The 14,601-nt window shown below is 37.7% G+C and carries 15 protein-coding genes and 1 other annotated feature; of the genes, 2 read left to right on the top strand and 13 right to left on the bottom strand.

What is annotated here, in order from left to right:
* Positions 1-13: 13 nt before the first annotated feature.
* Positions 14-1,015: a catabolite control protein A gene (gene ccpA, locus CBF30_RS01640; RefSeq protein WP_126822108.1), complete on the bottom strand. Its 1,002-nt coding sequence runs from the start codon at positions 1,013-1,015 to the stop codon at positions 14-16.
* 197 nt (positions 1,016-1,212) lie between these two features.
* Here ccpA and CBF30_RS01635 point away from each other — a divergent pair, with 197 nt between their 5' ends.
* A complete protein-coding gene (locus tag CBF30_RS01635) occupies positions 1,213-2,313 on the top strand; it encodes a M24 family metallopeptidase (RefSeq protein WP_126822105.1) in 1,101 nt (366 codons plus the stop codon).
* Positions 2,314-2,378: 65 nt separating this feature from the next.
* Here CBF30_RS01635 and CBF30_RS01630 read toward each other — a convergent pair whose 3' ends face one another.
* Together CBF30_RS01630 and CBF30_RS01625 are read right to left on the bottom strand one after the other, a co-directional pair.
* A complete protein-coding gene (locus CBF30_RS01630) occupies positions 2,379-2,840 on the bottom strand; it encodes a YtxH domain-containing protein (RefSeq protein ID WP_126822103.1) in 462 nt (153 codons plus the stop codon).
* Positions 2,841-2,852: 12 nt separating this feature from the next.
* Positions 2,853-3,272 carry a DUF948 domain-containing protein gene (locus tag CBF30_RS01625; protein ID WP_126823728.1) on the bottom strand — a complete coding sequence of 140 codons (420 nt, stop codon included), beginning with the start codon at positions 3,270-3,272 and terminating at the stop codon, positions 2,853-2,855.
* Between the two features lie 162 nt (positions 3,273-3,434).
* Here CBF30_RS01625 and CBF30_RS01620 point away from each other — a divergent pair, with 162 nt between their 5' ends.
* Positions 3,435-4,364 carry a mechanosensitive ion channel family protein gene (locus tag CBF30_RS01620; RefSeq protein ID WP_126822101.1) on the top strand — a complete coding sequence of 310 codons (930 nt, stop codon included), beginning with the start codon at positions 3,435-3,437 and terminating at the stop codon, positions 4,362-4,364.
* Between the two features lie 40 nt (positions 4,365-4,404).
* Here CBF30_RS01620 and CBF30_RS01615 read toward each other — a convergent pair whose 3' ends face one another.
* The 10 genes from CBF30_RS01615 to CBF30_RS01570 form a co-directional block, all read right to left on the bottom strand.
* Complete coding sequence (locus CBF30_RS01615) at positions 4,405-5,544, bottom strand: N-acetyldiaminopimelate deacetylase (protein ID WP_126822099.1); 1,140 nt, start codon at positions 5,542-5,544, stop codon at positions 4,405-4,407.
* A 55-nt stretch (positions 5,545-5,599) separates the two neighbouring features.
* On the bottom strand, positions 5,600-6,301 hold the full coding sequence (gene dapD, locus CBF30_RS01610) for a 2,3,4,5-tetrahydropyridine-2,6-dicarboxylate N-acetyltransferase (RefSeq protein ID WP_126822097.1): 702 nt from the start codon (positions 6,299-6,301) through the stop codon (positions 5,600-5,602).
* 77 nt (positions 6,302-6,378) lie between these two features.
* The gene (gene cbpB / locus CBF30_RS01605; protein WP_126822095.1) at positions 6,379-6,867 is read right to left on the bottom strand and encodes a cyclic-di-AMP-binding protein CbpB; all 489 of its coding nucleotides are present in this window, start codon (positions 6,865-6,867) and stop codon (positions 6,379-6,381) included.
* Between the two features lie 104 nt (positions 6,868-6,971).
* On the bottom strand, positions 6,972-7,493 hold the full coding sequence (locus tag CBF30_RS01600) for a metallophosphoesterase (RefSeq protein WP_126822093.1): 522 nt from the start codon (positions 7,491-7,493) through the stop codon (positions 6,972-6,974).
* A gap of 24 nt (positions 7,494-7,517) precedes the next feature.
* Positions 7,518-8,852 carry a ribonuclease PH gene (rph, locus tag CBF30_RS01595; protein ID WP_245974986.1) on the bottom strand — a complete coding sequence of 445 codons (1,335 nt, stop codon included), beginning with the start codon at positions 8,850-8,852 and terminating at the stop codon, positions 7,518-7,520.
* Between the two features lie 16 nt (positions 8,853-8,868).
* Positions 8,869-9,681: a glutamate racemase gene (gene racE / locus CBF30_RS01590; RefSeq protein WP_126823724.1), complete on the bottom strand. Its 813-nt coding sequence runs from the start codon at positions 9,679-9,681 to the stop codon at positions 8,869-8,871.
* Between the two features lie 199 nt (positions 9,682-9,880).
* Positions 9,881-12,295, bottom strand: coding sequence for a phenylalanine--tRNA ligase subunit beta (gene pheT / locus CBF30_RS01585; protein ID WP_126822091.1), 2,415 nt, complete (start codon positions 12,293-12,295; stop codon positions 9,881-9,883).
* Between the two features lie 6 nt (positions 12,296-12,301).
* Positions 12,302-13,348, bottom strand: a complete 1,047-nt coding sequence (pheS, locus tag CBF30_RS01580; RefSeq protein ID WP_126822089.1) for a phenylalanine--tRNA ligase subunit alpha — start codon at positions 13,346-13,348, stop codon at positions 12,302-12,304.
* A 48-nt stretch (positions 13,349-13,396) separates the two neighbouring features.
* Positions 13,397-13,607 (bottom strand) — a binding site (T-box leader).
* A gap of 31 nt (positions 13,608-13,638) precedes the next feature.
* Complete coding sequence (locus CBF30_RS01575; protein ID WP_390221182.1) at positions 13,639-13,971, bottom strand: winged helix-turn-helix transcriptional regulator; 333 nt, start codon at positions 13,969-13,971, stop codon at positions 13,639-13,641.
* A gap of 97 nt (positions 13,972-14,068) precedes the next feature.
* Positions 14,069-14,572, bottom strand: coding sequence for an HD domain-containing protein (locus CBF30_RS01570; protein ID WP_126822085.1), 504 nt, complete (start codon positions 14,570-14,572; stop codon positions 14,069-14,071).
* Positions 14,573-14,601 lie beyond the last annotated feature (29 nt).

The following is a 14,601-nucleotide window of genomic DNA, read 5'->3' as shown; positions in this document are numbered from 1 at the left end:
AGCTCATCTTTTTTTATTTTGTAGAATCTTTTTTAGAAATCGTATAGGGCAAAATAATGGTTTTTTCTTCGACTTCCTCTTTATTCATCATCTTGGTCAACAGACGCATTGAAACTGCCCCGATATCATAAAGTGGCTGTGTAATACTTGAAAGGCGAGGTCGCGCGATTTCTGTTAGTAAGGAATTGTTGCTCGTAATAATCTCAAAATCGTCTGGTACGTTAACGCCTGCATCAGTCAAACCGTTCAAGATGCCAACTGCCAGCTCATCATCTGAGATAAAGGCAGCTGTTGCCCCACTGTTTAAAATTCTTGTAGCGAGCGTTTCACCTGCTTTGTAATTATACTCTGATTCAAAAATCAAGCCCTCTGAATACTTAATTCCAGCAGATTTCAAGGCTTTTTTATACCCTTCCAAACGCATTTTCCCATTAATCGGATCTAAAAGCGAACCACTAATAAAAGCAATTTTTTTGTGTCCGTTTTCAGCTAATAAGCTAACTGAATCACTTGTAGCTTCCTTGTAGTCAATATTTACAGAGCCTACTTGGTGATCTGGGTCAATTGAACCAGACAATACCACAGGCGTCTTAGACCGTGAAAATTCCCCGCGAATTTCTTCGGTAATGTGATGTCCCATAAAAATAATTCCATCTACTTGTTTGGCAAGTAATGTGTTTAGTACATTGATTTCTTTTTGATCATTTCCATCTGAATTTGCTAAAATAATATTGTATTTATACATGGTTGCAACATCATCAATCCCTCGTGCAAGAGATGAAAAAAAGGTGTTGCTAACATCTGGAATCACTACTCCAACCGTTGTTGTCTTTTTACTAGCTAACCCTCTTGCTACTGCATTGGGACGATAATCTAATCGATCAATGACTTCTAGTACCTTTTTTCTTGTTGCTGGTTTTACATTTTGGTTTCCATTGACAACGCGAGAAACCGTAGCCATTGAGACGTTTGCTTCACGAGCCACATCATAAATGGTAATCGTTTGCTTATCCATAATTATTTTCCCCTTTAATCTCGTCTATTTATTTTCAGAAAACTTCATTTACATTTCTTAATTAAAGATTACCAAAAGCCTATAAATTATGCAACCGTTTTAGTTGGATTCTCACAAATCTTTCGTAATTTTAGCATTTCAACCAACTATTAGTCATGATACAATGAGATTATCTACTAGAAAGAAGGGCGATTTAGTTGAATCAACAGTTAACCATTTTACGCAACTGGTTGCAAGATAACCAGATAGATCTTGCTTATATTACCGATCCAAGTCATATCCATTATTTTTCAGGGTTTCATAGTGAACCACATGAACGAATTTTAGCCTTATTTGTGCCAAAGGATGCCGAACCATTCTTATTTGTTCCTGCTTTGGAAATCGAAGAAGCACAAAATAGCGATTGGGCGTTTCAAGTGTCTGGCTATCTAGATAGTCAAAATCCGTGGGACTTGATTCAAGAGGCTATTAAAAAAAATAGTGGCGTTCCTAACAAAATGGCGATTGAAAAAAATAGTCTCACAGTCGACCGTTTAGATGCTTTAAAACAAAGAATGCCTCAGACTGATTTTTCAACAGATCTCACACAACTTATTCAACAAATGCAATTGAAAAAAAGCACAGCTGAAAAAGAAATTATGTTAGAAGCTGGGCACTGGGCAGATGTTGCATTTGAGATTGGATTTAAAGCGATTAAAGCAGGCGCAATGGAGCAAGAAATTGTTGCTGAAATTGAGTATCAATTGAAACGTAAGGGTGTGCCTTCTATGAGTTTTGACACGCTTGTTTTAGCAGGGAAAAATGCAGCAAACCCTCATGGAACTCCTGGGGAAAATCAGGTAAAACCGAATGAATTAGTCTTGTTTGACTTAGGCGTTGTCTGGAAAGGGTATTGCAGTGATGCCACTAGAACAGTTAGTTTTAAAGAACCAACAGACTTTCAAAGAAAAATTCATGCTATTGTTCTCGAAGCACAGCTTGCTGCCACCAAAGCTGTAAAACCAGGAGTCAAAGCCAGTAAAATCGATAAAATTGCTCGTGATGTTATTTCGTCATACGGATATGGTGAGTATTTCAATCATCGTCTAGGGCACGGTATTGGAACAACCGTTCATGAATTTCCATCAATTGTTGAAGGAAACGATATGACACTTGAAGCAGGCATGTGTTTTTCAATTGAACCTGGAATTTATATTCCAGATCAAGTAGGCGTTCGTGTCGAAGATTGCCTCTACGTAACAAAAGATGGGTGTGAAAATTTCACAAAAACGCCTAAAGAATTACAAATTTTTGACTAAGTTACAACCAAAAAAAGTTCAAGCAAAATATTTGCTTGAACTTTTTTGTTGAATAAGACTACCTTTTAATGTTTTAAATCTTCTTTTGCTTTTTCAACTTCATCTTTACCTTTTTCTACTATATCTGAAGCTACCTCTTTTGCTTCTTTTGTCCCTTCTTTAACAGATTGGACATTTTCTGCGGTTTGGTCTTTCACTTCGATAATAATATCTTCACTCGCATCTGCTGCCTCATCTTTGGCAACTTCCGCTACTTCTTTTAAGTCTTCTGATGATTTTTTGAATTGACTAGATAAATCAGCAGTTTGTGTTTTTAAGTTTGTTAAAACATCATCTGATACATCTTTAGCAATGTCAGCTAAGTCAGAGCCTTTTTGTTTTGCAAAATCAGTATAATCAGCTGTACGCTCACTTAGTTCTGCTCTTAATTTTTTCCCTGATTTTGGTGCAAATAACAATGCGGTTACTGCTGCTGCTGTCCCTCCAACTAATGCACCTAAAATAAAGCCACCTTTTTTCTTAGTCATAATCTTATCCCCCTATTTTTTTTTATTTCTCATAAAATGAAGTGCTGATCCTGCTAACTTAGAAGCAACTGTAGCCTTAGCAGCATTGCGTCCAATTCCACCAACTTTTGTCGCCATATTACGACTAGAATAATTTAAATCCGAAACTGTCACACTAAGATCTGCAACAGCATCAAATAATGGATCAATTGTTTCCACCTTTTTAGTTACATCAGCTAACAGTTCATTACTTTTGACTAGTAACCCTTCGACCTGATCCGTCAAAACCTCTACATCCTTCGTAACAACATTAATCGTTCGATTTGTCTCATCAATCGTCTTTGATAGTTGATCCATTGTTTTCGATGCTTTAATTAGGATTGGAACACAAAAAGCTACCAAAACAACAAATGCTATCGCTGCAATAATCGCTGCAACTTCTCCACCCGACATTGTCACACCCCTTTCTTCCATTAAAACTTGCTCTAAGCATACCATTTTCATCTTTTTTTCTCAATAAATAACTTCATACAATGAAACATAACGGTGATTTCTTAAATTTTATGCTTTATTATGCTATAATAAAAAAAACTTTTTATGAAAGTAGGATTGAAAATGTTCGCACTATTCCCTAAATTTTTTTCGTTATTTGCAGCAACTACTTCTGATACTACCAATGAACTAACAAAGGCAACGACTGTAAAAGTCAATGCACTAACTAAATACTGGCAATCAATTGACTGGGATGGGATTGTTTCTTTACTTATCTCAAAAGGAATCACTTTAATCATGCTATCCATTTTCATTATCGTTTTAAGGAAAATTGGAATGCGTTTAATCAAAAAGAGTTTTGATAACTATAGTAAAAAAGAAGCATTTAGTCAAAGTCGAATTCGCACCCTTTATACGCTTTCTTCTAACCTTTTTCAATACACGCTATTTTTTATTTTCCTTTATAGCCTGCTGACCTTACTTGGAATTCCAATTGGTTCGCTTATTGCTGGAGCAGGAATTGCAGGGGTCGCCATTGGGCTTGGTGCACAAGGTTTTATCAATGACTTAATTACTGGTTTTTTTATCATTTTAGAACGGCAAATTGATGTAGGCGATTATGTCAAGATTGGAGCTGTCGAGGGAAATGTAGTCGCTGTAGGTTTGCGTACAACCCAGCTAAAATCTTTAGATGGAACACTTCACTTTCTACCTAACCGAACGATTTCTCTCATTAGCAATCTCTCTAGGAGTAATATGCGCGTCCTTATTGACCTTAGAATTAGTGGAGATACTGATTTAGAAAAAGTCAAACAAATTATTGAAGTTGTCAACCAACGACTCACACCTAAATATAAGGATATTCAAAGTGGTCCTACTGTTATCGGTCTCGTTGATACTGGAAATGGCAATTTTGCTTACCGCATCATCTTATACACCTTAAACGGTTCTCAAACCGATATTCAGGTTGCCTTTCTATCAGAATATGTCGAAGCGCTCCACAAAGAAGGAATTGAGCTTCCACAATCTCCCGTTAACTTTAGTGCTAATTAAAAATAAAAAGGTTTGATTCGTGCAATCAAACCTTTTTATTTTATTTTTTATCTAACTCAGCAAAAAAAGCACTAATTGCTTGCACGCCTATTTCAATTGCCTCTTCTTTGGGCATCATTTTTTCATGATGCAACCCATACGGACTATCTACCCCAAGCCAAAACATTGTTCCTGGAATTTTGGATAATAAATAACCAAAATCCTCACCTGTCATTGCTGGCTCCGTTTCTATTAAATTAATCGCCGCATAATGACGCATAAAATCCATAAAATTTTTGGTAGTTTCTGGATTATTTTCTACTGGCAAGTAGCCTTTTTGCGTCAGTGTCATATCCAATTGGCATTGAAAAGAGACGGCGATTCCTTCTGCAATCTGACGAATTCTTTTTTGGGTTAATTCGTTCATACTCTGTGTCAAGGTCCGAATGGTTCCAGAAACATGCGCACTACCTGCAATCACATTGTTGGTGGTACCCGCTTCGAACGTGCCAAAAGTGACAACTGCCCCCTCAATTGGATTAACGTTACGACTAACAATGGTTTGAGCTTGCTGTACAAACTCTGTAGCAGCAATGATCATATCGTTGGATTCGTGAGGAAAAGCTGCATGTCCACCCTTACCTGTAAAATGAGCTTGAATCTCACACGTTCCTGCAAACAGCGTTCCAACTCTTGTGCCAATCGTTCCAACAGGCAAAAATGGTTGCACATGTAGCCCATAAAATTCATCTGGAAGACAGTCATCTAACAAGCCATATTCATAAACAAGTTTCCCCCCTGATTCATTTTCCTCAGCTGGTTGAAACAAAAAGACAAAGTCATTTTTAGGTTTTTGATTCACTATTTCTTGAAGTAATCCTAGTGCTACCGTCATATGCATATCGTGACCACAGGCATGCATTTTTCCTGGATGAGTAGAAGAAAAGTCCAGACCTGTTTCTTCTTTAATGGGCAAACCATCAATATCTGTTCGCCAGCCAATTGTTTTACTTGGACTTGTTCCCTTTACTTTGACCACAATCGCGGTTTTCCACTCTTTGACCTCAATCTGTTCTTGCGGAAGTTCGTTTATTTTTTGCATCAAGTACTCGTGTGTTTCAAACTCTTCTAATCCAATTTCTGGAATTTGATGAAGTTTTCTTCTGATAGCAATTAAATCATTTTTAGTCCATACTGTCATCTTAGTAAGCTCCTTTATTATTTTTTTTTGCAAAAAAACCCCTCAATGAGGAGTTTTATAATTTGCGAAGTTCTGCCATAATGCTTGTTTTGCCTTTTGTTTTTTCGTCAATGTCTTTAATTTTTTTTGCCGGTACTCCAGCCACAACTGTATAAGGTGCTACATCATCTACTACAATTGCACCTGCTGCAACAACTGCGCCTTTGCCGACTCTAACTCCTTCGAGGACCACTGCATTGGCACCGATTAACACATCGTCTTCTACGATAACAGGATCTGCACTAGGTGGTTCAATCACTCCTGCAAGCACAGCACCTGCTCCAATATGAGCATTTTTTCCAATAGTAGCACGCCCACCCAAAATTGCTCCCATATCAATCATTGATCCTGCACCAATTACAGCGCCAATATTAATCACAGCACCCATCATTACAACCGCTTGATCTTCGATAGTTACTTGGTCACGAATCACTGCACCAGGCTCAATTCTGGCATTTACATATTTAGTATCCAACAATGGGATGGCAGAATTACGCCCATCATTTTCAACGACATAGTCTTCAATTTTGTCTTTATTTTCATTTAAAAAAGCTTCTACATCTTTCCAATCTCCAAAAATTGTTCCAGTTTTACAATTAGTAAAGGTCTGAATTGTTTCTGGAAAAGAAATTTCTTTTAGCTTTCCTTTTAGTGTTACCTTAACAGGGGTTTTCTTTTCTGATTCGCTAATAAAACGAATTATTTCGTATGCATCCATTCACGAATTCCTCCTTTTTTCTTTTCTCTATAAGCATAGCAAAAAAAAGGTGAAAAATACATTTTTTTCTTCTAAAATTATATTTTTTCTTTTTCACATGCCTCTTTTTTGGTCAGCTCATAATTCAATTCTAACTCATGTGCCATATGATTAACCGCTTTCAGTAATTCTCTTCGCGTAACAATTCCTAGAAACACCTCATCCTCATCCACTACTGGAATAAAGGAACGGTCTACCATCATATGAAGGACTCGTTCAATCTCATAAGGCGCTTTAAGCACAGGAACTTTCGCATCCATTACGTCTTTTACTTTTAAAGTATCCAACTTTTTCGTATCAATCGTCGTCAATTCAAACATTTCATCCACAATTGCTGACAAACTAAGTAAACCTACAATTTGATCTTTCTTGTTTACCACAGGGATGACCGAATAGCCCACTTTACTTAAGACAAGCAATGCATGACTAAGTGGATTTTCGGCCATCACCGTTGCAACGTTATCTGAGGATATCAAAAAATGTTCTTTGTTTTCTAGTAATAAGGATTTTATAGCATTTCCGATCATCGGAGTGCCTCCATTTCGTTGTTAATCTCTACTCTATATATTGTATCCAAAATATTACAGAAAATCAGTAATTTCACAATTTTTTCAAGACTCTTCAAAAAAAGTTAATCTTTTATCTTTTGGATAGTTTGTGTCAGTTCTGTAATTTCCTGATGGTCACGTGTATAATAGGTAACCTGATAATTGGTTAGGTTTTCTTCAATAATTGCATAGGTCTTTATTGGATACTTGCCACGAGGTAAGCAAATACTACCGGAGTTTACTAGAAGCAGATGTTGGTCCTGCCATACGCCCAGCTGATGCGTATGACCAAATAATGCAATACTAGCGCCTAATTCTTTTGCCCGATAGCTTAGCTTGTCTAAAGAAAAGTTAACCCCCAAAAGATGCCCATGCGTTAGATATATCTTATCCTTGCCCGTATCAATTAGCTGTTCCTCTTGGTAACCCGAATCAAAATCACAATTTCCACCTACAACATAAAATACTTTCCACAAGCTATCTGTTGCCGGCAACTCTGAATCTCCACAATGAAAAAAAACATCTACTTTCCCTTGATATTTCTGTACTAACTCCTCTAATATCCCTCTATCTCCGTGATTATCACTGACAACTAGATATTTCATTCTGACATTCTCCTCCTATTAAAATCAAGATTTCCACTGACCACGAAGTGCTTCTATTGCTTTAGCTCGGTGACTGATTCTGTTTTTTTGATCTTCTGAAAGTTCAGCTGCTGTTTTCTTTTCAGAGGGAATATAGAAAAGTGAATCGTAGCCAAACCCATTTTCACCTTGGGGAATCGTACCAATTGTTCCTTCAAGTTCTCCTGAAACAACCAGACTTTCCTTATTCGGCTCAGCTAAAACAAGGGTGCAGTGGTAACGTGCCGTTCTTTTTTCAGTCGCAATCCCGGTTAGCTCATGAAGGAGTTTCGCATTGTTAGCGGCATCGCTCTTGTTTGGCCCTGCAAAACGGGCAGAATAAATCCCTGGCTGCCCCAAAAGAGCATCTACAATCAAACCTGAATCATCAGCTAAGACAGGACCTTGGACAATTTGAGCAATCGTTTCAGCTTTAAGGCGTGCGTTTTCTTCAAAGGTTTTGCCTGTTTCTTCTACATCTGGTAAATCTGGATAATCTAACAAGGTCTTTACCGTAAATCCTTTTTCAGCAAAAATAGCCGCAAACTCTTTTGCCTTTCCTTTGTTTCTAGTTGCAATGAGGACTTCCTTTTTTTCCTGAGAAGTTTCTTGTCTTTTAGACACTAACAATACTTCTTTTTGCTTGGCAATCAATGTTTCAATTCCAGATTTCCCGTAAAAAAGCAACGTATTTAGCTCCTCACCAGAAAAGGTTGCTTCTTCACCTGTTCCTTGTATTTCAACAAAGCGACCGCTGCCTGTCATGACCAAATTCATATCAACAAGCGCTGCTACATCTTCTTTATAATCTAAGTCAAGCACACATTCACCACTTGGTAAGATTCCTACACTAATCGCTGCCAAATAGTCTTTTACAGGGTTCTTTTTAATTATATTTTTCCTCATTAGCTCTTGGATGGCTAGTTGTACGGCTACAAAAGCACCTGTAATACTTGCAGTCCGTGTCCCCCCATCAGCTTGGAGGACATCACAATCAACAATGATCGAGCGCTCCCCCAGTAAAGTTAAATCAATGACAGCACGCAAAGAGCGTCCAATCAACCTCTGGATTTCCATGGTTCTTCCAGAAACTTTTCCTTTGGTGCTTTCACGCATATTTCTTGTTTGTGTTGCACGGGGTAACATTTGATACTCAGCCGCAATCCAACCTGTCCCTTTTCCTCGGATAAACTTAGGTACACGTTCCTCAACTGTTGCACTACACAAGACTTTTGTATCACCAAATGTAATCAGCACCGATCCTTCTGAGTATTTCATCACATTCGTCTCTATCTCAACATTTCTTAACTGATTTTCTGATCTGCTATCGTGTCTCAACATGCGTCTTTGCTCCTTTTCATTTCTTTAAGTTAATTTTTCTACTGTTTATTTCTTTTAAATTTAACCATTCTTTTGTAATGTTGTTGAATAAATTTTGTGAGCCTGTCATATAAAATTCATGTTCTCTAACAGCCTCTTTTTTGGCCGATGCTGCGATATCAAAATAGTCTAACAGCATGCTTACTTCACTGATTGTTTCTGCACCTGAATCAATCAAGGTAACTTTCTTCCCCATTACATGTTGAATGATGGGCTTAAGTAATGGATAATGCGTGCATCCTAAAATAAGTGTATCTAATTGTTGCTTTTTTAGTCCATTCAAAGCTTCTGCCACAATCATCTTTGCAATAGACGAACTCGCTTTATGGCTTTCTACTATTGGAACAAACTTTGGACAGGCTTTTTGAATAACCTTGGTATGTGGAGACTTTTTTTGAATGACAGTCGCATAGGCTTTACTATTTATCGTAACTTCCGTACCTATCACGCCAATCCGGTTATTTCTAGTTGCTTTTAGTGCCGCTCTACTTCCCGGCATAATTACCCCTACAACAGGGATATCTAAAGATTTTTTGATTTCTTCCAAAGCAACTGCCGTCGCGGTGTTACAAGCGATCACGAGCATTTTTATTTTTTTATTTAGTAAAAAGGAAGTCATTTGCCAGGTAAATTCTAGAACTTGTTCATTAGGTCTTGGACCATACGGACAACGTTTTGTATCTCCCAAGTAGATGATTCGTTCATTTGGTAGTTGCCGCATTGCTTCTTTGACAACTGTTAATCCCCCAACACCTGAATCCATAAATCCAATTGCTGCTTCGTTAGCCATGTTTTCCCCTCTGTTTTCTTTCATTTATTCTTTTCTATTTTCTCTTTTTTCTTAGCTTTTTTCAAGTGATATCGCATAGTTATTATCCGAATTTATTAATTTTAAAAAAAAGAAACTAAAACAAAACTCAAAAACAGTTTTGTCTCAGCTCCTTTTAGCTTGGCTTTGGCATATTTCTCTTCAAATGATGCGGTAATTGCTAGCGAATTTCAACTTGATAATTGTCTACCAATGCCCGTTCAACTTTTGCCATGGCTTTTGTGACATCTTCATCAACTAGGGTTGCCTCTGAGTTTAAGAAAGTGAGTGAATAGGCCATGGATTTTTTATTTTCTCCAAGTGAACTACCTGCATAAACATCAAATAGTTCAACAAATTGTAAATAGTTGCCCCCATTTGCTTGAATGACAGTAGTCAGCATGGCATTGGTTACTGCAGCATCCACTAAAATAGCAATGTCTCTTTTTACTGCGGGATACTTACTAACCACTTGATAATTGATTCCAGCATTTCTCATACTAAATAGCGTCTCTAAATCAAGTTCAGCAACATATGTTTCCATGATGTCATAACGTTTGGCAACCTCTGGGTGAACTTGACCAATGAATCCTACCAGTTGACCATTCAAAATAATTTTGGCAGTGCGTCCTGGATGAAGCTCCGCAAACTCGTCTGTTGCTTCAAGTATCACTTGTTGCTTGATTCCATAAACCTTAAACAATTCCTCTAGCACACCTTTAGCTAAGAAAAAGTCAACAGGTTGTTTTTCCGTTTGCCAGTCTTTTGTTTGCCACAAACCTGTTAGCGCAAAAGCTAGATGGTTTTCTTCGATGGGTAGTGTGGCATCCGCTTGATAAAATACTCGACCTAATTCATAGAAAGCGACATTTCCATTTTTTCGAGCCTGATTATAAGCAATGTCATCCAACAAGCCACTGACTAGATTTTGACGAAGGACCGCATGCTCTTCAGTCATTGGCCAATCAACCGCAATCGTATTTGCCTTTTTCAAGCGGAAATCCGTTGCTTTTTCTTTCGTAGTTAAAACATAACTAATGGCTTCAAATAATCCCGCACCCTCTAGTACTTGCTTACTTTCTCTCATCAATCGTTGCTCTTTTGTTAGACTTCCAGCAAGTGCTTGGCCACTTGGAAGGGTTGATGGCAGTGCATCATATCCATAAATTCGTGCGACTTCTTCGATAATATCAGCCTCAATTGAGATATCCCAACGTCTTGGAGGAATGGATACAATAAATTGTTGCTTTTCTTCTGTGTACGAAAAACCTAATGCTACAAATATATCGCCAACCTCGTGCGCATTTAACTCGGTGCCAAGGTAATCATTAATTCGAGCTAACGTAATGGGTACTTCAACATTTGTTGCTTGATACTCACTCGCTGCTAAAACGCCACTGACTACTTGTCCTCCACCAAGTTCAACCATCATCGCACTCGCAAAATCTAGCGCTTCTTTTACCGTTGCTGGATTAATTCCTTTCTCAAAACGACTACTTGACTCACTTCTTAAATGGAATATTTTAGCAGTCTGGCGAATAGATACTGCGTCAAATAGAGCTGATTCTAGTGCTACAGTCGTAGTTTTATCCGTGATTTCAGATTCCAGTCCACCCATTACTCCAGCAAGAGCTAATGGCTTGTAACCATTTGTCACCACAATATTTTCAGGGGTAAGCGTGCGTTCTTCTTCGTCTAATGTCGTTAGAGTTTCGCCTTCTTTGGCGCGGCGAACCAAAATTTCTTTTGAACCAATCTTATCATAGTCAAAAGCATGCATTGGTTGGCCAAACTCAAGTAAAACAAAGTTTGTCACATCCACAATGTTGTTGATTGGGCGAATCCCTGCGTTCATCAACCGCGTTTGTAACCATAATGGACTTTCTTTAATTGTGACATCTTTAATCAGTCGCATAGTATACGTTGGTGTGTCTGTTTGATTCTCTACTTCTACAGATAAATAGTTTTCAATTTGTTCGTTTTGCTGTTCAACCACTTCTTTGCATTCAAAGTGCGGCGTTTGCTGGTATAGAGCACCTACTTCATACGCAACCCCGCGCATACTAAGAGCATCTGCTCTATTTGGAGTAATAGCAAGATCCACGATAGCATCATCCATATCCAAATAGTGAAACACTTCATCTCCAGGAACAGCTGCTTCTGGTAGATAAAATATTCCTTCAGAATATGCTTTGGCGACCACGCTGTCTGAATAGCCTAGTTCTTGTAAGGAACAAATCATGCCATTTGATACCTCGCCACGCATCTTACCTTTTTTTATTTTCACGTTTCCTGTAATTCTAGATCCCGGTAACGCAACAATTACTTTCACACCTGCTTTGATATTTGGGGCACCACACACGATTTGTGCTAGGTCCTCTTCGCCAATGTCTACTTGACAAATCGAAAGATGATCACTGTTTGGATGAGGTGTACATTCTTTTACGTCCCCAACTACTATTTTTTTAAGTCCTTCTTTTGGAACTTCAATCCCCTCTACTTCAATTCCAGTACGTGACATTTTATCTGCCAATTCACTCGGCTGAACCTTCGTTAAATCTACATATTCACTTAACCATTTATAAGAAACTAACATGTTTTGCTACTCCTTTACCTTGAATTGTTCTAAGAACCGGCGATCATTTTGATAAAAATCTCGAATATCATTGACACCGTATCGTAACATAGCCACACGGTCTGGCCCCATTCCAAAGGCAAAACCACTGTACTTAGTTGCATCAATTCCTGACATTTCTAACACATTTGGATGAACCATACCAGCGCCTAAGATTTCAATCCAACCTGTATGTTTGCATACGTTACAACCTTTTCCACCACATTTAAAGCAGCTAATATCTACTTCTACAGATGGTTCAGTGAATGGAAAGTAGCTTGGACGAAGACGAACATCACGTTCTGCACCAAACATTTTTTTTAGCACCACTTCTAGTGTCCCTTTTAAATCCCCCATGGTGATTCCCTTATCCACTACAAGTCCTTCAATTTGATGAAATTGGTGACTATGAGTGGCATCATCCGTATCACGACGGAATACTTTACCTGGACTAATCATGCGTAAAGGACCTTTAGAAAAATCATGTTTTTCCATTGTTCTAGCTTGAACAGGAGAAGTGTGCGTACGAAGTAACAGCTCTTCCGTAATATAAAACGTATCTTGCATATCCCTGGCTGGATGATTTTTAGGCAAATTCATTCGTTCAAAGTTGTAGTGATCTTGTTCTACTTCACGACCATTGATTACTTGATAGCCCATTCCCAAAAATACGTCTTCGATCTCGTTCATTGTTTGAGTCAAAATATGTGAAGTCCCTTGCGTCATCTTTTTACCTGGAAGCGTCACATCAATTGTTTCGCTTTTTAGCTTTTTAGCTAATTCGAGTTCTTCGATTGCTACTTTTTTTTGCTCGATTTTTTCTGTCAAGTCATCTCGAATCTGATTGGCAAAGCTCCCAACAACTGGTCGTTCTTCAGCTGATAAATCTTTCATACCACGTAAAACTTCTGTGATAGGACCCTTTTTACCCAACATCTCTATTCTTATTTTATTTAGTTCATCTAATGATGTAGCATCTTGAATGTTCTTTTCTGCTTGTTCTTTCAGTGCTTCTAACTGATTTTTAAGTTCCATTGACTTATTCCTTTCTCTTTTTAAACATAAAAAAAACTCGCTCCTAATTAAAGGAACGAGAGAATTTCGCGGTACCATCCTGTTTTATATGCAATAAAAATCGCACATACACTCTTTTTGTTAACGATGTCTTCACCGGCTCTACTGGAGCGATTCAGGAAGTGAACTTCATCTTACGCTCTTATACTTGCTTGCAGTCTGAGACAAGTATTCCCTAAAAAGAAACAATAAAATTACTCTTTTCCCTCATAATCTTTCACTTCATAGTTTACAAGAAATCACCTGTTTGGTCAACTAATATCTTGACTTGTCAGCCATTCTTCTCCCCAGTGATGAATTTCTTGCATCACTCGCTCTAATGCAATACCTTTTTCGGTCAGTGAATATTCACTTCGATTGGAGTCACAACAGCTTTTTTGAATAATTTGATTTTTTTCTAATTCTTTCAAACGTTCAGCCAACACCCGATCACTCACGTCTGGTATTTTTCTTGCAAGTGCAACAAAGCGTTGTGGTCCTTCCCCAATAAGAACATCAATAATTAAACCATTCCATTTTTTGCCTAGAATAGCAAATGTTTTTTCAAATTTTGGACACAGCACAAATTCTTTTTCAACATACATTTCTGCCATTCTATTCACCACTATTCTTTGAATTTATTTTATTTGTAATTAGTATAAAATAAAAAGTCAACTATTGCTAGTCAACTTGTTTATTTTCTTAAATATCGCCAGAATATCCTAAATAGCTTTTGCATTTGTTCTTCACATTCACCGCAAAGGGAACTAAGACTTCTTGGCACGCACAGTATTTGTCAACAAAGGTCACAATATAGCTTTCTTTATATCTTGGAAAGGCGATGGTTGCAAGCCACATATGTTTAATGATTATATCTCTTTCTAAAGGGGAAAGATCGGTGATTTTTTCAGCATTTTTGACAGCAATTCTTGGATGAACATAGGCATGTGTCCCCTTGTCTGATTTTTCAGTACGCCAATCATAATAAAACAAATCATGCAGCAGACCTGCTCTAGCCGTTGCTTTTGCATTAGCATGGAATTTTTTTGCCACTTTGTAGCTAGAGTACGAAACACTGATGGAGTGCTCTAAACGATTCGTATAGTGATGTTGCTTAAATTTTTTTAATTTTTGTACTTCTGGACGATTAATTAAATCTTCTATATAACTCATATATTCTGGATCATTTTCCCAGCTTTTTGCCATTACGTCTCACCTTATCTACTTAAAAGTTT

This window comes from Vagococcus entomophilus (assembly GCF_003987595.1).
GTDB classification, from domain to species: Bacteria; Bacillota; Bacilli; order Lactobacillales; family Vagococcaceae; genus Vagococcus_E; species Vagococcus_E entomophilus.
This window is presented reverse-complemented; position numbering and strand designations above follow the sequence as displayed.